The following is a 20,723-nucleotide window of genomic DNA, read 5'->3' on the forward strand; positions in this document are numbered from 1 at the left end:
AAATCTCTTTCTCTTTTTATCTTTTTTTAACATTTAATTATTATTTTATTTTTATGTGATATTATGATAGACACACATTGTCATATAGATTTTGATGAATTTGATCCAGATCGTGATAAGGTAATAGAAAGGGCTAAGGAAAAACTCAATGCTGTAATCAACTCAGGATATGGTTTGGAAAGCAATGCAAAGGCATTGGCTCTTTCTAAGGAATATGAAGGATTCGTTTATCCAACCTTTGGATTCCATCCTGTTTCATCCCAGAACTCCCCTCAAGAGGAGATAGATGCTGCCCATAAGCAGATGATTGAGCATCTTGATGAGATATTGGCAGTTGGGGAAGTTGGAATGGATTTCTTCTATTGCACTGATAAAGCATTGAGAGCCAGACAACAGGAAATATTCACTGGATTCATTGAAATTGCAAATGAATACAAGAAACCATTGCTTATTCATGGCAGAGACTGTGAAAAGAAGATATTCAACTTATTGAAAAATTATGATGACATTCCTAAGGTGATCTATCATTGCTATGGAGGCAGCCTAAAAACAGCAAGAAAAATCTTGGACATTGAAGATCATTACCTAAGCTGTTCAACCATGGTATGTTATAGTCCAAGACATCAAGATCTTTTCAAGGAAATTCCTATTGAAAGAATCTTGACTGAAACTGACAGCCCATACTTGGCAATGACCAAGGATGAAAGAAATGAACCTGCAAATGTTGCACTTGCAGTTGAAAAATTATCTGAACTTCATGAATGTGAAGTAAGTGATATAGACCAACAAACTGAAAAGAATGCAAGATATGTATTCGACATATAATTTTGAATGAACGATTAATTAAATTGATAGTTATAAATATTATTCAATTCTCATAAATCTATTATTAAATTTAAAGGTAGGGTATTATGAAACCTTATGTAATCCTTAATGCAACCATGACATTGGATGGAAAAATAGCTACAAGAACTGGAAGTTCTGAAATTTCTGGCAAGGAAGATCTTGAACGTGTTCATGAAATAAGAAAGGAAGTTGATGCAATCATGGTTGGAATAGGAACCGTACTTGCAGATGACCCAAGACTTACCGTTCACAAGATAAATGCAAGAAAAGAGGACAATCCAATTCGAGTTGTAGTTGACAATAAGGCAAGGACACCAATTGACTATAGGATTTTGAATGATGATGCTGAAACAATCATTGCTGTAAGCAGTGTTTGTGATGAGAATAATCCTGATTGCGATGAGGATGCCGTAGCAAGGGCAAAGGAAATTTCCAAAAAGGCAGATGTATTTTATTCATCAAAGGAATCTGTTGATTTGACAGAATTTATGGAATACTTAAGTTCCAAAGGAATAGAGACCCTTATGCTTGAAGGTGGATCCACTCTTAACTTTTCCATGATACGTGAGAATCTGATAGATGAAGTTAAAATCTGCATAGCTCCTATGATTGTTGGAGGAAAGGATTCCAAAACATTCTTCGATGGTGAGGGATTCGATTACATGAAGGAAGCTGTTCCATTGAAATTGGAAAAGTATTATCCTTTAGGAAAGGACTTTGTTATGGAATACAAGGTTTTAAAATAAGTTTTTTCTTTTTTAAATTTAATAAATTTAATAAAATTATAAAAAATAGTTATAAAAAATATCTAATAAAATAATGTAAAAGCAAACAAATCATTTCTTCTTTGTTTGCTCCTACTTGTTTTTGAAATTTTGCTTTTCAAATTGAGGTTTTATTTTTCGTATCTTGATATTTCCACCTCTAATTTTTGTTTTTTCGATTTGCGAGATTTGTTTTTCTTTTTTTGATTTGATTTGAAATGTAGATTGAAGCAATGTTTTGTCGAATGATTTTAGTTTAATTCCTTGCTAAAACACATTTTTTTTACAAAAATTTGCTTATTTTTTTTTATTGGATCGATTTTAAAAAACCAATCATAGTTCAACCGCTTAATCAATTGCAATACAATTGATGCATTTTAGTTTAAATGTCTCTAATCAGGCTAATTAGTACATTCTAACTTTTTTGGAGATATTCAGGGTCATTTTTTCTTTGGATTTCGATAGTATTCATTTTAATCCAGTATCTTGTTTTCGACGCTGGAGTTGTCCCAAATATCTATATTAATATTTGTTCTTATAGTATATAACTGTTTTGATATGTACAAACATTTTGTATAGATACTAATATTTAGGCATACCTAAACATTTATATATGATGAAAACAAACTATAATTAAAGATATTTAGGTACACCTAAATTTTAAGGATTCGCCTACAAGTAAAAAGAATACTGTCATTAATCACTCCAAATTAAAATCAAGTCCTTGAAATTTATGTACTTTTGTCTTTAATTCTCGGGAGGTGAAATATTGGGAAGAACCAAAAGTGGAATTTGCGGTAAAAAGCAAATGAAACCTACTAAACGAGAAAGAAAAAGAGATCCAAAAGTTGTTTCCTTTAGAAAATGATTTTTGGAAATGACCTTATAGTTCTAAACTACTTAAAACTTTATTGCTATATATGCTCTAACAACAAAACATTACGGAAAAGAATTATCTTCAAAATTTCAATCAAATCAAAAACACACATCCAAATAAATTCACTATATAATTTTCCAAAATCGCTCAAATCAAATCTCTGTTCTAGAGCTGTATTAAAAAAGTTTTAATTTCTAAATTAAATTAATTGGCAAACAAAAAGGATTCATTCTTTTTTGTTGCTGGTTGATGATCACTGTTTTTCAAGATTTTGTTTTTTTAAGCTATTTTTTTAGATTTATTTTTAAAACTTTATTAATGATGTTTTATATATACATATATAATTATATTAAAAAATTTTTTTAGCAGGTGAAAATATGGGAAATATGGCTGAAGCAAGAAGAAAAATGCATGAAAGGGATGAAAGGGTAAAAAAGGAAAACAAGTCTGAAGTCAAGAAAATAAGAAATTTCTTCTTTGGCTGCTGCAACGATAAGGAAAGCAAAAAAGTCAAGGAACACTAATAAAATATTCAATAGATTATTAAACACTATTTTTTTAAAAAAGATTTTATTTTAATTTTATATTTAATTAATTTTTTAATAAAATAAAAAAAAGTAAAATATGGAATAATTAAAGGTTTATTCCATGTCTTTTTAGGATTTTTCTAGGATTTTCAACGGTAGCTTTCAACACTTCTTCTTCTGTCATTCCAGCTCCTAATCCTATTTCAAATGCTCTTTCGAATGTAATTAGATTGTCAGGAGAATGGGTATCTGTGTCGATTAAGAGGTCATTTCCAACTTCTCTTGCAATGTTTGCTACGTGACCGTTTCCTAAGCAATGGCCTTTTCTTGCACTGATTTCCAAAGCGACATCATTCTTTTTAGCAAGTTCTGCCTCTTCTTTTGTGATTAAACCAGGGTGGCCTAAAATATCGATTTCCTTACAGTTTACTGCAGCAAAGTTAGTGCCTTCAACAACAGGCTCATTCAATGTTTCACCATGAACGACAACAATCTTTGCACCTAATTCACGTGCCTTGTCTGCAAGGTCTGGAATGGATTCAACAGGAGCGTGAGTGATTTCAGCACCTAAAACCACTGTAATGTCCCAGTTATTGTTTATATCATCAATTGCAGCGCTGATTTCAGGAATGGTGTTGATGTTTGAGTAGTCAACATGATCTGTAATAGCTATTGCTTCATGTCCAAGTACAAGTGCTCTTCTTGCAAGTTCAGATGGCAAAAGCTCTCCATCACTGAATAAGCTGTGCATATGTAAATCAATTCTTTTATAATTCAATAATATCTCTCCTTCGAGTAAAATAATTGTAATTTTGAATAATCTGTAATTATAAACTTTTATAAATGTTAAAATCTATATTTATATTAATTAAATAGAATTATATATTTATTGTTTAATATTTTTATTCTTATGATTTATAAACTTATTATTTATTATAAATTAATTTTAAACTAGATGTGTTAAAATGATTTCTGTATTTGTTCCATTTCATATCACTGGTTTCTTTAGCATTATTGATAATGAAGACCCATTATTGAAAGGGTCTTTAGGTGCAGGAGTGCTTTTGGATAAGGGTGTAATCACTGAAATAGATGTAAGTGATGAGTTTTCTATTCTAATTAATGGAAAGAAGGATGAATATAATGAAGTGATCATTCTAAAGACCATAGAGCTTATGAAAAAGGATATTGAGTTTGACTTGAAGAATGTCCTTATTAAGCAAACCATTCAGGTCCCGATAGGATGCGGGTTTGGAACATCCGCTTCATCAGCTATTGGCACTGCCATTTGCATAAATGAGCACTTTAACTTAGGATTATCCATAGAAGAATGCGGAAAGTATGCCCATTTGGCAGAAGTGGAACTTGGAACTGGACTTGGAGATGTGATTGGAGAGCTTTCAAAGGGAATAGTTCTAAGAACAAAACCAGGAGCTCCAGGATATGGTAAGGCAAAATCAATTGTTCCACATGAAAAAACTGGTTTTGGAGTCTTTGAATCATTGAAATCAGATTTTTATGTTATCACAAAATCCTTAGGGGAAATATCAACCGCTTCAATCATACAGGATCCAAAGCATAAGAAGATAATTACACAGGCAGGATTGGAAATAGGGGAGGAATTCAACAAAAAAGATGATGGAATAGTCATTGGCTCCAAATTCAAGAATAAGTTCAATGTAGCTGTTGACAGTGAATTCAATGAAGAGGAAACAATCAAGAAATTCATGAATGCCTCATTGAAATTTGCAAAGAAGACACATCTAATTAATGATGAGCTATTGCAGATTGTCCATGAATTGCATGGAAAGGTCCTTGGAAGTGCAATGGCAATGTTGGGAAACACTGTATTTGCAATAGCAAATGAAGACCAAAAGCTTAAGTTGGAAGCGAAATGCTATAATGAATTTGAATTCTATAAAATGGATACTGAAGGAATTAAAATTACAAAATCATGATTATGGGGTGATATAAGTGATAAAGCTCAGTTATGATATGAAAGTCTATAGGCAACATTTAAGGGAAGTTCTGGAAAAGACAGACAATGTTGTTGAGTTAGGGGCTCATGTAGGAAAGTCAAGTGAAATAATATTATATAAACTGACTACTGGGCGCTTAATAAGCATAGATAACAGTCCAGAAGCTATTGAACCTATGGATAGGCTTTCAAGATACAATGATAATTTCACATTCTTGAGTGCTGATGTGAGACTTCATGAAACCTTGGAACAGGTTGCAAAATCAATTGATAGATGTGATGTATTGTCTATAGATTTAGGCGGAGGATATCATCCTGACACTGTTTTTAAGGTCTTTTATATTTGGTCTTCTACCTTAAAGCCAAGAGATGTATTGATTAGAAATCAAGGTTTGATAGATTTTGTAAACAGTGTGGATTATGATGAGGAATTCGAGTCTAGCGAAGGATGGCTTGAATCCTGTGGAGATCAAGGAATTCCACCTCAAATAAAGGAGTTTAGCCTTTGGAGTGATAAGATATAATTTTTTATATTTTCTATTTTTCTTATTATTTTTCTATTCTTTAGATTTTTCATCTTTAGTTTTTTATTTCATTATTCTTCAGATTTTAAATTTTTTCTTTTTCTATTTATATATTCCAATTTTTTATTTTTTCAGATTAGATTTACAAATAGATTTATAAAATATAAATGCAATATATTATAATGATTATAAAATTGATAATGTATTTAGGAAGGAATAAATTATGAATAGAAGACAAAAACTTATTATAGCCATTCTTTCTGTTATTCTTATTTGGTTATTATTCGTTATAGGTAGCTTTTTCATAGGTGGTCCTGATTTAACTGCTGAAAACAAGACTATTCTAGTCCTTGCAGCAGATAAATATGAACAGCCAAATGGTGGATGTGATATGGCATTTATTGTTCGTTTAGAAGAAGGACACTTGAAAGGTTATGAACCATTCTATCCTGGTGGAATGGTGCATCCAACACAACCGGCTCCTGGAAATCTGAGAGGCAATATGCGTTTCCACGATTGTCTTTGGAATGGTGTAGAGGACGGTATGCAATATGCAAAAGAAATTGTAGAAGCTCGTAATGGAACACAAATAGATGCTGTTGTTGTAATCTATGATGAAGGTTTAGATAATATCATTGATTCTGTAAGACCACTTGAAGTTGATGGTGAAGTAACTACCCTTAGTGCAACAGACATTATTCGTGAAAACGATAATTACAATGGATATAAAGGTAACAGTGGTGTAACTGGAACCATGAACAGAGCAGATGCGGTAATGGTATTAGTTAAAGCGCTTTCTACAGCTGCAAAAGACCCTGATAAAAAACAAACCATGGTTAAAGCAGCTATGGATGAGTATAACAAAGGTAATATTGTTATGACTCCAAAAGGTTCCTTTGCACGTTTACTCGCAACAAAAGGATTTGAAAGTATTGTATAAATTTTAATAATTTATACAATTATATTTTTTTTAAATTTTTTCATTTTTAACAATTGTTATATACTTTAATATCAGATACTTTTTTTTTAAAAATAATTAAATAAAAAATAAAAAAACTCTTTTTTAAAAAAATAAGAAATTAGATTTATTTTAAACTGTTTGCAGCTTCCTGACCTGCTAAGTAACCTGTTGCAAATGCTATCTGCAAGTTATAGCCACCAGTAGGTCCAGCCATTTCAAGAACTTCTCCTGCAAAGTACAATCCATCCACAAATCTTGATTGAAGGGTTTTGGAATCGATTTCTTTTGACTTGACTCCTCCAATTGTAACCTTTGCAAGATCCATTTCCAAGGATTCTATTTCAATCGGATGTCTTTTAAGATTCTCAGCTATTTTATTCTTATCCTTTTTAGTGATGTTAGCCATTGTCTTGCTTGGGCTTATATTGATTTTCATCAAGAAGTAATCAATGAAATTAGTTGGAAGGAACTTTTTCATATAATTTTTAATGGACATCTTACCATTGTCAGGAGTATCCTTGGTGATTTGCTCCTTTATCTCTTCCTCAGTAATGTTTGGAGTGAAGTCAATGCTGATTTTATTTGTAAACAATCCAAGTTCTTCAATCTCATCATCGCTTTTTTGATTTAAGCTGTCATCTAAGATTGTAAACTTGGACTTTTCAATCAATAAATTGCTTAAGTCAATCACTGCAGGGCCAGTCAATCCGAAATGACTGATCAATGCATCTCCTCTGACTGAAATCTTTTTTTTCTTATCCTTGAATGAAAGTTCTACATCATTTAATGTAAGTCCGCTTAAGCTTCTAAGCAGGAAGTCATCTACATTGAATGAAACAAGCCCTGGCTTGATGTCAGTGATTGTGTGATTCATCTTTGAAGCTATCCTATATCCATCTCCAGTGGACCCACTAGATGGGTATGTGATGCCTCCTGTAGATACTATAATCTTTGATGCATTTAATGATATCTTATCATTTTCTATTAAGAATACTGGTTCCATCCTTTCATTTAATTCATGTTCAATATCATTTGCATTAATTGGACAATTGGTATGTATATCCACTTCCAGTTCTTCAAGATACTCTTCCAAAACATCTAAAATATCTTGGGCATCTTCACTGTCTGGGAAGATTCTCTTCTTGTCCTCAATGTGGAATTCAAGGTCTTTCTCTTCAAATATTTCAAGCAATTTGTCTTGAGGCAATGTGTATAATGCATGTTTTAGGAAATTCTTGTTCTTATTGTAATAGTTCAATTGATCATGAATAGGGGTGCTATTTGCAATGTTGCAGCGTCCCCCTCCTGTCATGAGAAGCTTTTTTCCTAAGCTATCATTCTTTTCTATTATGCATACAGTTTTTGGGCCTAAGACTTGTGCTGCCTTTATTGCAGCCATCATTCCTGCTGGCCCTCCTCCTATAATTGCTATCTTATATTCCTGCATATTATTACCTTGAATTCATTATTAAAGTTTTTAATTTTAAAATAGTTTGTTTAAGATAAGTAAAATAAGTTTAAAAATAGTTTTTTTTTATTTTTTGTTAAAATAAATAGAATAAATAAGGAAATTCCTTATTTATTGTTTTCATTTAAATTTTATATAATTATTTTTTAATTAATATTTTAATTAATTTTTATTTTTTTTTTTTTAACTTATGGAGTTAATCTGTGTCTGTCTCTTGGGAAGAGTACAGTTTCCCTAATGTTTTCAACACCGGTTAATACCATAGCTAATCTGTCAGCACCTACACCCCAACCAGCGTGAGGAGCCATACCGTATTCGAATGCTTTCAAGTAGCTTCCGAATCCATCTGGGTTTAAGTCTCTTTCAACCATTTGTTTTACTAAGAGGTCATATTGGTGAACCCTTGTGGAACCTGAGGAAATCTCAAGGTTCTTGTACATCAAGTCGAAAGCATGACTGATTTCTGGAGTGTCTTCGTAAGGCATAGCATAGAATGGCTTAATAGCTGTTGGCCAATCGGTTAAGAAGTAGAAACCTTCTTGAGTGTCTCCTAAAGCTTTTTCAGCTTCTCTGGATAAGTCTTCTCCCCATTCCATATCGATACCTTTTGAATTGATGATATCTACAGCATCATCGTATTTTACTTCTGGGAATGGTCCTTCAGGAATAGCGCTTAAGTCGTATTCTAAGATTTCCAATTCTTTTGCACAGTTTTCCTTAGTGGATCTGAGGACTGCAGTGATCATGCCGTCCAATACTTTCATTACATCCACATCGTCTGCAAAGGAAATTTCACAGTCAATGGAAACCGCTTCGTTCAAGTGTCTTAAGGTGTCGTGCTCTTCAGCTCTGAAGATTTGTCCGATTTCAAATACCTTGTCAAATCCAGCACCCATCATCATCTGCTTGTATAATTGCGGTGATTGGCCGAGGAATGCCTCTTTTTCAAAGTAAGTGATTGGGAAAAGTTCAGTTCCTCCTTCTGTAGCGGAAGCTACAAGTTTAGGAGTGTTTATTTCAATCATGCCTTGTTCGTAGAAATAATCACGAACGGTTTTGAACATGTTAGCTTTAATTTTGAAGATAGAACTTACATTTGCTTTTCTTAAATCCAAGAATCTTGAGTTCAATCTGGTATCGATTTCAGCCTTTACCTTTTCGGTAGGATCCATCGGCAATGGCTGTTTAGCAGGGTTTAGGATAATGACTTCAGCTGGAATGATTTCTACACCATTTGGTGCTTTTCCTGCATCTTGCACAGTACCTTTGATGGCAACTACAGATTCTTTTCTGAGTGCTCTTAAATCTTCTAAGATGCTTGCATCCACTTTTTTGCTTGGTGCAGTAATTTGCACTAATCCATCTCTGTCTCTAATGATAACAAAGATGATTCCACCTAAATCTCTTATTTCATGTACCCAACCCATGATAAGGACGTCTTCCCCACTGATATCTGGGTTTACGTCTTTTGAATAATGAGTTCTTCTTAAGTCGCCTAATAAATAATCCACGTTAATCGCCTCGATTATATTTACAAATATTTTTTTAATTTCAATTAATAATAAACATTAGTAATTATTTAATTGCTTAATAATTCTAATTAATAATTGTAATAATTATAATAATTATATTATTTCTTTAATTTATTTAAACTTAGTTTTTTTAGCATTATTTTTTATCCAATCTCACTTTCACTGAATTTGCATGTGCGTAGAAACCTTCATACTCCGCTATTGGAATAACTGTTTTTGCAAGCTCTTCGATTCCTTCTTTTGTTAAGGTCTGAACAGTAGGTTTCTTAAGGAATGCTTCAGTTGAAAGGCCTGAATACATTTTAGCTCCACCGCCTGTTGGCAAAACATGATTGGTTCCAGAACCGTAGTCTCCAGCTGCAACTGGGGAATATTTGCCTAGGAAAATGGAACCTGCATTTTTAATTTTATCTAGAACTGCTTTGTCATCTTCAGTGCTTATGATTAAATGTTCAGGAGCATAAGTGTTTGTAAAGTCAATAGCTTCTTCCATATTTTCACAAAGAATTATATGTCCGTGCTTTTCTAAAGATTCTTCAATGATTTCGCGTCTTTCTGCTTCTTTTGCGAATTCTTCAATCAGATCTTTTGAATTTTTAGCTATTTCCTCATCATCAGTCACCAAGAAGCATGAAGCCTCAGGGTCATGCTCTGCTTGGGAAAGGAAGTCATGAGCGAGATACTCTGGAATTGCAGTATTGTCACACAAGATCAATACTTCAGATGGTCCTGCAGGGAATTCTATATCCACATCACCATAAACCAGTTTTTTGGCTCCTGTAACAAATACGTTTCCAGGTCCTACAATCTTTTCAACCTTTTCAATTGATTCAGTTCCATAAGCCATTGCAGCAATAGCTTGGGATCCACCGCATTTGTAGATTTCATCTGCTCCGGCCAAGTCTGCAGCAACAAGGATTGCATCCATTATCTTGCCATCTGCTCCTGGGGGAGTGCAGCAAATGATTCTTTCCACTCCAGCTATTTTTGCAGGAATGACTTCCATTAGGATAGATGAAGGGTAAGCGGCTCTTCCTCCTGGAATGTAACAGCCAACGCTGTTGATTGGCCTGATGATTTGTCCAGCGGTTATTCCAGGATTTACTTCCATAAACCATTCGTCTGGAATTTGAGCCTTATGGAATTTTTCAATGTTTCCTGATGCTCTTTTAAGTGCTTCAATAAGGTTTTTATCCAAATTATCGTAAGCTTCCTTGATTTCATCTTCTGAAACCTGCAAATCATCTAATTCTGCCTTATCAAACTTTGCAGTATATCTTTTTACAGCTTCATCCTTGTTTTCCTTAACATCTTTTAAAATGTCTGAAACTATATTCAATACTTCGCTGATATCTGCTTGTGACCTTTTGATTAAATCATTTGCAGTTTCCTTATCATACTTTAGAATTTCCATTCTACCACTCTTGCTAAATAAAAATAAACTAAAATAACATAATTATATTTTTAGTTGTTGTCTTATGCATTCATCAGTTTATAGATTGATTTGAATGCATAATTTATAACATAATTAATTATATTTTTTATATTTTATATACATTATTAATATTATAATAAAATTCTTTTATTTTTCAGTTATTTTTATTCTATTTTTCGAATTATTCTAATGATTCCTGAATCCTTGTTAAAAATATCAGATTATTCTAAATTTTTTTCATATGATCTGTTTAAAAATCATTATGAATTAATTGGGTTAAGTGGTATTTTGTCTATTTTTTCATAATTTTTTATAGGAAAAATCTAAATTTTTTAAAAATTTTGTTTTGAAAAATCTTCATTGATAAAAAGATTTATATATTTTTGATACAAAGAATTAAATATAAAAATTTATATAGTTAAACATAAATTTTAAATACAATCGCGTTTAAAATACTATTAACAAAAATAAATTGAGTATGTAATTTAGGTAGTTCATTATTGAAATTTATATATGGGGTTTTGGTGTTAGGTGTTTAAATCCATAATACGATATAAATTTCTTGATATTCTTTGAATTGATCTTTTATAACTTTTATTTATGTTTGTTAGTGTTGTATGCTTTTAAATTAAATGATATTTGATTTAAATCCATTGATTTTATTTTTATAATTTTAAAATATAGGAAAGGTATTATATGTATAAGGATGAAATGATTCAATTACATCAATTTTTAGTATATGTTTTAAAATATTTAGACACTGATAACTCTGCTCATGAGTTCTTTGACGATTACCTTGCATTAAATATAAGTCCTCATCATATTCACAGAACAAAAGCAGAGCATAAACATGCAATATTTGTTCTTTCTAACATTATTTCTGAAGTTATCTTGAACAAGGAAGAGGGTTCTGTACCTCCAAATGTTTCAAATGCTTTAAGAGATCTTGTAAGAAGATCTAAAAAAGAATTAAAGGCAGCTGAAGCTGCTCAATCTAAATAATTCTTTTCTTTATTTTTTTTATATTTTCATTTCTATTTTTTCTTGATTTTTGCACTGTTTTTATCCTAGTTTTTTTTTTTAGCATGCTTTAAGTATTTTTTAAAATATTCTCCTAATTCTAAAAACATTTAAATATATTATTACCGATATATATTTATATAATAAAAATTTATTAATAAAATATTAAATTAGAATGCTATATTATTCTCTATAGGATTACAATATTGGATTCTAAGAGGATTTAAGTCATGAAGACTTGAATCATCATATTAATTAAACTCATAAGAATTAAATAAACTTTTAAAGGGTGATATCTTGAAAGTTATTATTGATGCGGCAAACGTTGCCCATTTTCAAAAAGAAGAAGGCTCAAAAGCTAAATTAAAAAACATTACATTGGCTGTAAAAGCTTTGGAAGAAGGTGGCCATGACTTTTTAATTATAGCAGATGCTTCCTTGAGACATAATATTGATGATAAGGAGACTTTTGTTAGATTGGTTGATGATGGGATTATTGATGAAGTTCCTGTAGGAACCATTGCAGATCATTATATTCTTGACTTGGCTTATGAAGAGGATGCTAAAGTCTTGTCCAATGACAAGTTTAGAGATTTCATGTCTGAATTCCCAGATATCAATAGCATAAGAATTCCTTTTTCAATTCAAGACAATGAATTGGTTATGGGAAAAGCTAAAAAGCCTAAAAAGGTTAAAAATCTCTTGCAAAACATTTGTGATGAAATCTTGAATGAACTTGAAAGAAAACGTTGGGTAGTCTACAAAGGTAAAGAAACAACCAAATTCACTCCTTTGAATGTGGCTAAGCAAGCCATTCTATTGCTTGATGAGTCTGAACAGGATAACGTTTCTTCAAAAATAGAAGGAATATTCTCTAAATTGCCTATGTTTGACAAGGTTATGGAAATGGTTGATGATGTGGAAACATCTGTTCCATATGTGATCTTTGTTCTTGTTCATCCTAAGGATTATAAGGCTGCTGTAAAGGATGCAGGTAACATTTCAGTAACTGTAGCAGACAGGTTGAGACTGGTTCACAAGCCTTTGATTGCAGTTAGGAATGACTTATTCATAAAGCCAGGTTACTTTGGCTTGAATATTGTCTTGACTGATGAGGTTGAAGACAATTCCCCATTCAATATTGAAATTCAAACAAATACCTATGATGAAACATTCATTAAGAAAAATTCAAGGAATATTGCAAGTACAGTTGCAGGCAGATTAGGTACTTGGAAGTTCCCATTCGTTTCAGTAAAGCCTAATATGATACTTGAAAAACCAGGGGAATTTGAGATTTACTTGGAAAAGAATTCCAAGAAAAAGAAAGATAAGGATTAATTGAAAATCCTTGAATTAAATTTAAATAGGCCCTATTTTTATGGGGTCTTATTACATTTAACGATTTATTGCAATTTAAAAACTAATAGGAGGTAAAATATGGCTGAACATAGTATTATGAGAAAACTTGTTTCCTTAGTTACAAAACATGATATTATAAGTATAGGTACAAAATATTTTCCAACCACTCCATTGGAAACTGAATATGTAGACATGTTCAATTACACTCAAACCATGCTAATGGAGATTGATAAGGCACATATCACTACTGAAAGTATTTTTACCAACTTGGTTAGAGATGTTGGCCGTGAAAACATTCCAGAAAATCATAGCTTTTATGAATTACTTCCTGCTCAAGACAAGGTTGAAGAATATGCTCTTGTAAGCAATATCATAATGGGTAGTGACCGTTATATGTATGTAGAGCTTTCAGAACCTTCTTACATTATTAATCTTTTCACTGATATTATTTTAAGAGAAAATGGAGAAATTATCGAAAGAAGCGAAACGGAAATCGTTTCAAGGTTGATGTCTAAAAATGATGCAATCAGAGTTGCTATAAGATTAGTCGGCATCGGCTTGGATAATGGGATTCGCGTAAGGGCTGCTGCTGGAATGACTGGTGCTGCAGCTATTGAAAGATCAATTAAGTTCAATAAGGAAGTTGGAGATTCTCCAGGTGTTGCATTCACCAAATTAGGTGGTGAATATGCACTTGTTTTGGATACTCCATTTAAATTGGCAGAATCTGAACCGCCTGAATTCCAGCAATATCTTTTTATTGATATTGTGGATTCAACCAATTTCATTTCCAAATATGGAAGAAACAAGCTTGTGGAATTGATGACAAGCGTTAAGGAGTTCATGGAAGATTGCGAAGGGCAAATCGAAGGATACCGTGAAGGTGGGGATGACTTGATTGCAAAATTCCCAAGCAAGGATGTAGCTATTCGTGCAGGGCTTGACTGTGCATGGTTTATCTTAAACAACGGCGCTAAAGTCAAGATAGGAATTGGAAGAAGCAGAAGAGAGGCAGGTGAACGTGCAAACATTGCAGAGAGCATTCATGGGTTCGGTGCATTGTCCTTAGTAATTTTTGATTTGGCTAATGGTTTGTATGGATATTATATTCCTTCAGACTTCACTAGAACCTTATGTGAATTCCTGACAAACAAGAAAGGTAAATTAATAACTGCATTTATCATAATGTTTGTTGCAGCATATTTGCTTGCTATCATGGGCATGGGCATTTATGGGCTTTTAATTGTTTTATTGCTCGTTGCTTATTATACATTTAGATAAATTAAGTTTAATGTTTTATTCAGTAAAAATTTGAAGATTTATAATTTTTAGTCTAATGACTTGAAAAAATGTAATTTGTGGTGAAATTAATGGCAATCGGAAGAAGATCTAGGAATTCTAGAAATCATCAAAACAAGAATGTCTTAAAAACTAGAACTCCTAATAATTCTAGAAATTCCAGAGGCTCAAGACACTCAGGCAATGCTAGAAGATCAAGTAATTCATTAAGTTCTGTATGGTCTAAAGGTTCTGGGCAAAAAAGGCCTAGAAGCCCTAGACAAATACTTTTAATGATTATAATCTTAATTGCTTTCATTTGTGGATTGGCTTTAGGCATTTCCATGATTATGGGTATTGGTAGTGAACCAAATCCTGATGAAGTGCAATATATGAATGTAACTGATAATATCACTGTCTATGAAAACAGCAGTTATGACTTGCATGATGAGAATGGTACCCAAATATCATATTATGATTTTCATGAAAATGTTACCGAAGGTCAAAGTGTCACCGCATTCAACGCTTCGAGTACAACAGGCATTTATTAATTAAAGAAATCTTCTTTAATTTTTTCTAATATTTTTTTAATCATTCAAATGTTTTGAATCATTTTGATTTTTTATATTTTAATTGTTAATTTTTATTTTTATTAATCCAAAAGGGGATATCATGTCTAAGATTAATGTTATTGAAGGAGGAATATGTGCTGTAGAAGGTGTTCGGGCAGCAGGAAGCCGTGAAGGCAAATACGGCTTAGCAGTTATAGAATCAAAGGATAGTGCTGCTTCAGCTGTTTTCACATCAAATAAGGTTGTTGCCGCACCTATCATCCATACCAAGGAAATGATCAAAGGCGGAAAAATATCTTTGGTTGTTGTAAATAGTGGAAATGCAAACTGCTTTACAGGTCAAGATGGAATAGATGATTGTGATAAGACCATTGAATTTGCTTCCATCATCACTGGAATTCCATCAACTGAAATAGCTACTGCATCAACTGGTGTAATTGGCAGAAAAATGCCTATGGACATTATTTTGCCTTTGGTTGAAGAGTCAATTTCCAAATTGGAACACAGTGCAGAAAGCTCAACAGATGCTGCAAAGTCCATAATGACAACTGACACTTATCATAAGGAGTTTGCTGTTGAGACTGAAATTGATGGTGAAAAGGTAAGCATTGGTGGAATCACCAAAGGGGTAGGAATGATTGCACCTAATATGGGAACTATGCTATGTTTCTTGGCAACTGATGCTGTAATATCCTCTGAAATGATTAATAAGGCATTGAAATCTGCTGTAAACAGAAGCTTCAACATGATTGTCGTTGATGGAGACCAAAGTACAAATGACACTGCAATATTGATGGCTAATGGAAAGTCCGGTGTTGAAGTGGCTAAAAACGGTGAAATCAATGAGGATTTCCAAAATGCATTGGATTTCATTTGCATAAGCTTGGCTAAAATGATGGCTCGTGACGGTGAAGGGGCAACTAAATTCATAGAATGTAAAGTCAATGGCGCTAAGGATGAAAATGATGCTATTTTAGCTTCAAAATCTGTTATAAGCTCTTCACTTGTAAAATCAGCTATTTTTGGTGGAGACCCTAATTGGGGAAGAATCGTAGCTGCAGTAGGATATTCAGGCTGTGAAATGAATCAGGAAATGATTTCAGTTTCTCTAAATTCCGATGATGGAAAAGAAGCCATTTTAGTTGATAAGGGTAAAATCCTTGCATTTGAAGGAACTGATGAGCTTAATTCAGCAGAAGAGATCATGCAGGAAAAGACAGTGAATATAGTTGTTGATTTGTATCAAGGAGATGCAAGTGCAACTGCTTGGGGCTGTGATCTTACCTATGATTATGTAAAGATCAATGCTGAATATACAACTTAATTTTCCTAACATTTTTTTATTTTCCTTTTTTAAATTTTTAGATTATTTTTAATTATTTTTTTTATTTTTCTATCATTTTTAGATTATTTTTTATTATTTTTCTATCATTTTTTATTATTTTTCTATCATTTTTTTTACTATTTTTTAATTATTTTTTAATATTTTTCATAATTTTTTAAAATATCATATATTCTATTCTTAAATCTGATTTATAGGATTTTTAGCAATATTTTACTAATTTTTAGGGGTAAAGTTTATATGTATTGAAAATAAATATTTTATTAAGTTTTATTATTAAAGCTATTTTTATAAAGAATTTTATCATATTTTCAATATGAGAAATTTATTTTTATTTATTTTAGATTAATCTTACGATAATCTTATCATCAAAATTAAAGGAGGATAATATAATGGCAAAAGTAAAAGGTACCAACAAAAGAACCAGACCTAAAAGATCTTACAAAAAGCCTGGTAGTAAAAAAGGTAGAGGAGTAAGACAAACTTGGAAAAAATAATTTTCCAATTTGCTTTTTCTAGCTTTTAATTTTTATAATTATATCAATTTATATCAAAATATCAAATTTTACAAAAGTTTATTTCTATAAAAGGGGAGTTATTCCTTTTAAAATGTTTTTATAAGGTTTTAGGATTTTAAGTTAATGTATTATTTTTGGTGTTTAAATGGTTGATGAAGAGAATGCACAAAAGAAAAAATCTAGAAAACCTTCTAAAAAATTACTCTATTTTTTAATCATTCTTATTGTCATATTAGCAGAGGGTTTCGTTCTTTGCTATGATTATGCAACAAATGAAGACAGCTTTTTAAATGAGCTTTCTGAAAAATACCCTGCATTAAATGATGTATTGGACTTCATTCCAATTGACTTTATCAGCTCATTTAGCGGGGATTCATCTCAATTGAATACTGGTGTAAAGACAGTGGGCAAAAACAGCATAGGAACCGTAACAGTTGAAGGGCCTTATGGAAATGCCAATTCATCAGTAAAGGTTGCATTTATCTTAGGGCAGCATCCAAGGGAATCAAATGCCCATGACGCTATCTACAATAGCCTTTTGAACAATTCAGATTACTTGAACTATTCATATTATGTTTATAGGATTAATGTAACTGCAGAAAGTGATGATTTTGAAGAAAGCAGGATGAATGGTCAATTGCTTGCACAGGATTATGTGGTAAAGGATACATTTAAAAACGGATATGATTTGGTTATTGACATTCATGCTTCAAATGGTGGTTATGTGCAAGATCCATATATATTTGCTCCAGTTTCCAATGATACAGTATCTTATGAGGCAGCAAATAATGTAACAAAGGACATAAGTTATGTGATTTATTATGAACCGGCAAGCTATTCAAGCCCTCAATACTCTACAATTCCTATAGAGGAAGGGGGAATTCCAGCTATTGTATTTGAAATGCGCGGAAATCCTGATAACAGTTTGGAAAACCAGGCAAGTCAGTTTATTTATGCTGTTGATAAATTAGGCTTGTAACTTTTTTATTTTCTTTCTATTTATTTTTTAATTACATAATCCATTTTTTATCTATTTTTTTCATTGTCACGTTTATTTATTGAAAATTCATAGTAATTTTTTCTCTTTTATAATTTTTTTATAATTTTTTTAATGATTAACTCATTATACAAATATTTATATATAAAGAATACTTAATTAATATTATATGTAACGGGGTTAAGTATTAAATAGATTAACCATTAACGAATTATTGGGATAAATAAATTTCTAATAATTAATGATTTAAAGATGTGATTTGTTTCATCTTTAAAAATCAGGGATTGATTTTTTTGATTAAAATGAACACTATTTTTTCTCAAAAGTTACATATGATGAAATTTTGGGGTGTTTTTCATCTAAATAAATTGTAACTTGATTTATTTTTTTGGAAGATATTTCATATTGTGAAAAAAATATGGTGAATTATATATGGATAAATTGAAAACTCGTGTTTTATTCGTTTCATTGATTATCTTAGCATTATTGTCTGTTAGTGCTGTTGCAGCTGCAGATGCTGATGAAGTAATCAGTGATACACAAGATAATTTTGATTTATCCGAAGAGACAGTCAGTGATGTTCAACAAGCAAGTGATAGCGAATTTGGTGAAGTTGATCCAAATCCTAACCCAACTGCAAGTAGTTCTCTTACTATTAAGATTAATTATATGGATGGTTTTGGTTACAGTGATACTTATGGTGAGTGGGTTACCCATTATGAAGGCCCTAATTCTGTGCCATGGTCTTTTCCTGTTGAGAAAAAGTTGAATAGTACAGTAGGTATGAGTAATCAAAAGAGTTTTACTTATGATGGGTATCGTTATGTCTTTAAATGTTGGAGAGATGACCAAACAGGTCAGGATATAGGCCATACCGAAAAGAAAGCATTTGCAAAATATATTGATGAAAATGGTTTTGGTCATAATTATACATATTCATACACTGCTCAGTATACTAAAACCCTTATTGGATGTGTAAATTGTGAGTATATTGATAATTTAGGAAATGGAGGAGGTTCTGCTAGATGGACTTCAGATAATACAGCTTATTCACATGAATTTAGGGAACCTGCTGACATACCAAATGGGGCAAAATTTTTATACTGGGAAAGAAATGACACTAAACAGCGGTACGGTGAGGGTGATACCATGAAAATTAAAACTTCTGAATATGCCGGTATTGAGCTAAATGTCACTGTATATGCGGTTTATAACATCGAGACTGAGATTGAACTTGAAGATATCACTGATTATGTTGAGAATGTTGTGGACATCACAGCTAAAATCAAGCCAAAAGTTAGCAGTCTTCCTAATCCAAATGGAACTGCTACTTTAACTATTGATTGGAGCAACAAACTTGAAAGTGGATTATTAATGGCAGGTTCTGAATCTTATACTGTTGATGTTGAAGATGGTCAAGCTGTATTTAAAGATATCACACTTTCAAGCCCTGGTACTTACAAGTATTCCGTGAAATTTAATGGATATAATTATGATGTACATTCTGAAGGTATAAATGATTATATTGAATCAGAAGAATCAGCTAAACTCAATGTTTTACCATTAAACACTACAACTACAAGTGATGATGTTTCTGGTACTGCTGGTGATAAAGTAACTATTACCGCAGATATCGTTGATCAAAACGAACATGCTGTTAAAAATGGTACTGCTGTATTAAAAATTAATGGTAAAGAAATTGGTCGTGTTGACGTAAAAGAGGGTAAAGCTGTATTTGAAGGTGTAGAATTACCATCTGAAAGTACTGAAGCTACTATTGAGTATTTAGGAAACGATTATTATAATCCATCCAATACTACTATTCAAATTACTGTAACTCAACCTGCAGAAGAACCTGAGGAAGAACCTGGTGAAGAACCTGAAGAGGAACCTGAGGAAGAACCTGCAGATGAGCCTGCTGCTCCTGTTGCAGAAAAAGCAATTCCTGCAATTCCAGCAGCTGGTAATCCAATTGCTTTAGTAGTTTTAACATTATTGACCTTAGTTTCAACTGTCTCTTTCGGACGTAAAAAATAAGTATTTTTTAGAAGAATTCATTTCTTCTATTTTTTATTTTTTTAAAATTATATTTTATTTTTTTATAGACTTTTTTTAATCTTTCTTATCATTCCTTCTTTTTTTAATATTAAATTTTTATCAAAAGACAATATTTTCCTTATTATTACTTAATTAACTTAACTTTGAACAATCGCATAATTTGGGTATTTTAAGTTTTTTATGTTTAAACAATTTAAATGAATGCTATTATATTTTCATAAACTTTATATATAATTATATAAATACAATATACTGTATGTAACGGGGTTTAGTCTTTAATAGTTTAACTTTTATTGATGTTAATGGACTAAAAACTTTCTGATAAATTTTTTTGATTTAAAAAGGTGATTTGTTTTATCCTTAAGAATCGTTTTAATGATTTTTTGATTAAAATGAACACTATTTTTTCTCTAAAAAGTTACATATGGTGAATTTTTTGGGGTGTTTTTCATCTAAATAAATTGTAGCTTGATTTATTTTTTTGGAAGATATTTCATATTGAAAAAATTATGGTGAATAAAATGGATAAGTTGAAAACTCGAGTTTTGTTTATATCCTTGATTATTTTAGCATTAGTTTCTATCAGTGCTGTTGCAGCTGCTGATGGTGTTAATGATGAGATAATCAGTGCAAATCAAGAAGATTTTGATTTATCTGAAGAGACAAA

17 protein-coding genes are annotated in these 20,723 nt (G+C 31.6%); 13 read left to right on the forward strand and 4 right to left on the reverse strand.

Translation table 11 applies throughout. The features are described 5' to 3' along the window. The first annotated feature begins 63 nt into the window (after positions 1 to 63). The 3 genes from IJI80_RS03395 (at position 64) to IJI80_RS03405 (ending at position 3,011) form a co-directional block, all read left to right on the forward strand. A complete protein-coding gene (locus IJI80_RS03395; RefSeq protein ID WP_292787652.1) occupies positions 64 to 825 on the forward strand; it encodes a TatD family hydrolase in 762 nt (253 codons plus the stop codon). A gap of 86 nt (positions 826 to 911) precedes the next feature. Next, on the forward strand, positions 912 to 1,592 hold the full coding sequence (locus IJI80_RS03400) for a 2,5-diamino-6-(ribosylamino)-4(3H)-pyrimidinone 5'-phosphate reductase (RefSeq protein WP_292787654.1): 681 nt from the start codon (positions 912 to 914) through the stop codon (positions 1,590 to 1,592). 1,272 nt (positions 1,593 to 2,864) lie between these two features. Further along, on the forward strand, positions 2,865 to 3,011 hold the full coding sequence (locus IJI80_RS03405; protein ID WP_292787656.1) for a hypothetical protein: 147 nt from the start codon (positions 2,865 to 2,867) through the stop codon (positions 3,009 to 3,011). Between the two features lie 109 nt (positions 3,012 to 3,120). On the opposite strand, the gene IJI80_RS03410 is transcribed toward IJI80_RS03405, so the two are convergent. Continuing rightward, positions 3,121 to 3,792 (reverse strand): histidinol phosphate phosphatase domain-containing protein, encoded by a 672-nt coding sequence (locus IJI80_RS03410; RefSeq protein ID WP_292787657.1) that lies wholly within the window; start codon positions 3,790 to 3,792, stop codon positions 3,121 to 3,123. A gap of 187 nt (positions 3,793 to 3,979) precedes the next feature. Here IJI80_RS03410 and IJI80_RS03415 point away from each other — a divergent pair, with 187 nt between their 5' ends. The 3 genes from IJI80_RS03415 to IJI80_RS03425 all read left to right on the forward strand — a co-directional run bounded on the left by IJI80_RS03415 (position 3,980) and on the right by IJI80_RS03425 (position 6,456). Further along, positions 3,980 to 4,972 (forward strand): pantoate kinase, encoded by a 993-nt coding sequence (locus IJI80_RS03415; RefSeq protein ID WP_292787659.1) that lies wholly within the window; start codon positions 3,980 to 3,982, stop codon positions 4,970 to 4,972. Between the two features lie 16 nt (positions 4,973 to 4,988). Next, positions 4,989 to 5,516, forward strand: a complete 528-nt coding sequence (locus IJI80_RS03420) for a class I SAM-dependent methyltransferase (RefSeq protein WP_292787660.1) — start codon at positions 4,989 to 4,991, stop codon at positions 5,514 to 5,516. 223 nt (positions 5,517 to 5,739) lie between these two features. Continuing rightward, positions 5,740 to 6,456 (forward strand): DUF4012 domain-containing protein, encoded by a 717-nt coding sequence (locus tag IJI80_RS03425; RefSeq protein ID WP_292787662.1) that lies wholly within the window; start codon positions 5,740 to 5,742, stop codon positions 6,454 to 6,456. A 145-nt stretch (positions 6,457 to 6,601) separates the two neighbouring features. Here IJI80_RS03425 and IJI80_RS03430 read toward each other — a convergent pair whose 3' ends face one another. The 3 genes from IJI80_RS03430 to hisD form a co-directional block, all read right to left on the reverse strand. Continuing rightward, positions 6,602 to 7,924: an NAD(P)/FAD-dependent oxidoreductase gene (locus IJI80_RS03430; RefSeq protein ID WP_292787664.1), complete on the reverse strand. Its 1,323-nt coding sequence runs from the start codon at positions 7,922 to 7,924 to the stop codon at positions 6,602 to 6,604. 209 nt (positions 7,925 to 8,133) lie between these two features. Then, positions 8,134 to 9,456, reverse strand: a complete 1,323-nt coding sequence (gene aspS, locus IJI80_RS03435) for an aspartate--tRNA(Asn) ligase (RefSeq protein WP_292787666.1) — start codon at positions 9,454 to 9,456, stop codon at positions 8,134 to 8,136. A gap of 157 nt (positions 9,457 to 9,613) precedes the next feature. Continuing rightward, positions 9,614 to 10,891 (reverse strand): histidinol dehydrogenase, encoded by a 1,278-nt coding sequence (gene hisD / locus IJI80_RS03440; RefSeq protein WP_292787668.1) that lies wholly within the window; start codon positions 10,889 to 10,891, stop codon positions 9,614 to 9,616. Between the two features lie 717 nt (positions 10,892 to 11,608). Between hisD and IJI80_RS03445 the strand changes: the two genes are divergently transcribed. The 7 genes from IJI80_RS03445 to IJI80_RS03475 all read left to right on the forward strand — a co-directional run bounded on the left by IJI80_RS03445 (position 11,609) and on the right by IJI80_RS03475 (position 20,035). Next, positions 11,609 to 11,914: a UPF0058 family protein gene (locus IJI80_RS03445; protein WP_292779248.1), complete on the forward strand. Its 306-nt coding sequence runs from the start codon at positions 11,609 to 11,611 to the stop codon at positions 11,912 to 11,914. Between the two features lie 315 nt (positions 11,915 to 12,229). Beyond that, positions 12,230 to 13,270: a Zc3h12a-like ribonuclease gene (locus IJI80_RS03450; protein WP_292787670.1), complete on the forward strand. Its 1,041-nt coding sequence runs from the start codon at positions 12,230 to 12,232 to the stop codon at positions 13,268 to 13,270. Positions 13,271 to 13,369: 99 nt separating this feature from the next. Next, positions 13,370 to 14,572 (forward strand): hypothetical protein, encoded by a 1,203-nt coding sequence (locus tag IJI80_RS03455; protein WP_292787672.1) that lies wholly within the window; start codon positions 13,370 to 13,372, stop codon positions 14,570 to 14,572. Between the two features lie 89 nt (positions 14,573 to 14,661). Continuing rightward, the gene (locus tag IJI80_RS03460) at positions 14,662 to 15,120 is read left to right on the forward strand and encodes a hypothetical protein (RefSeq protein WP_292787673.1); all 459 of its coding nucleotides are present in this window, start codon (positions 14,662 to 14,664) and stop codon (positions 15,118 to 15,120) included. 121 nt (positions 15,121 to 15,241) lie between these two features. Then, the gene (gene argJ, locus IJI80_RS03465) at positions 15,242 to 16,465 is read left to right on the forward strand and encodes a bifunctional ornithine acetyltransferase/N-acetylglutamate synthase (RefSeq protein ID WP_292787674.1); all 1,224 of its coding nucleotides are present in this window, start codon (positions 15,242 to 15,244) and stop codon (positions 16,463 to 16,465) included. Positions 16,466 to 17,146: 681 nt separating this feature from the next. Further along, positions 17,147 to 17,980 carry a hypothetical protein gene (locus IJI80_RS03470; protein ID WP_292787675.1) on the forward strand — a complete coding sequence of 278 codons (834 nt, stop codon included), beginning with the start codon at positions 17,147 to 17,149 and terminating at the stop codon, positions 17,978 to 17,980. A gap of 450 nt (positions 17,981 to 18,430) precedes the next feature. Beyond that, positions 18,431 to 20,035: an Ig-like domain-containing protein gene (locus IJI80_RS03475; protein WP_292787677.1), complete on the forward strand. Its 1,605-nt coding sequence runs from the start codon at positions 18,431 to 18,433 to the stop codon at positions 20,033 to 20,035. Positions 20,036 to 20,723: the final 688 nt, after the last annotated feature.

Source organism: Methanobrevibacter sp., assembly GCF_017432245.1.
GTDB lineage: Archaea > Methanobacteriota > Methanobacteria > Methanobacteriales > Methanobacteriaceae > Methanobrevibacter.

Bases quoted from the DNA above. Each gene is read 5' to 3' on its own strand.
- IJI80_RS03395 (WP_292787652.1), top strand. From the start codon at position 64: ATGATAGACACACATTGTCATATAGATTTTGATGAATTTGATCCAGAT.
- IJI80_RS03400 (WP_292787654.1), top strand. From the start codon at position 912: ATGAAACCTTATGTAATCCTTAATGCAACCATGACATTGGATGGAAAA.
- IJI80_RS03405 (WP_292787656.1), top strand. From the start codon at position 2,865: ATGGGAAATATGGCTGAAGCAAGAAGAAAAATGCATGAAAGGGATGAA.
- IJI80_RS03415 (WP_292787659.1), top strand. From the start codon at position 3,980: ATGATTTCTGTATTTGTTCCATTTCATATCACTGGTTTCTTTAGCATT.
- IJI80_RS03425 (WP_292787662.1), top strand. From the start codon at position 5,740: ATGAATAGAAGACAAAAACTTATTATAGCCATTCTTTCTGTTATTCTT.
- IJI80_RS03430 (WP_292787664.1), bottom strand. From the start codon at position 7,924: ATGCAGGAATATAAGATAGCAATTATAGGAGGAGGGCCAGCAGGAATG.
- hisD (WP_292787668.1), bottom strand. From the start codon at position 10,891: ATGGAAATTCTAAAGTATGATAAGGAAACTGCAAATGATTTAATCAAA.
- IJI80_RS03445 (WP_292779248.1), top strand. From the start codon at position 11,609: ATGTATAAGGATGAAATGATTCAATTACATCAATTTTTAGTATATGTT.
- IJI80_RS03455 (WP_292787672.1), top strand. From the start codon at position 13,370: ATGGCTGAACATAGTATTATGAGAAAACTTGTTTCCTTAGTTACAAAA.
- IJI80_RS03460 (WP_292787673.1), top strand. From the start codon at position 14,662: ATGGCAATCGGAAGAAGATCTAGGAATTCTAGAAATCATCAAAACAAG.
- argJ (WP_292787674.1), top strand. From the start codon at position 15,242: ATGTCTAAGATTAATGTTATTGAAGGAGGAATATGTGCTGTAGAAGGT.
- IJI80_RS03470 (WP_292787675.1), top strand. From the start codon at position 17,147: ATGGTTGATGAAGAGAATGCACAAAAGAAAAAATCTAGAAAACCTTCT.
- IJI80_RS03475 (WP_292787677.1), top strand. From the start codon at position 18,431: ATGGATAAATTGAAAACTCGTGTTTTATTCGTTTCATTGATTATCTTA.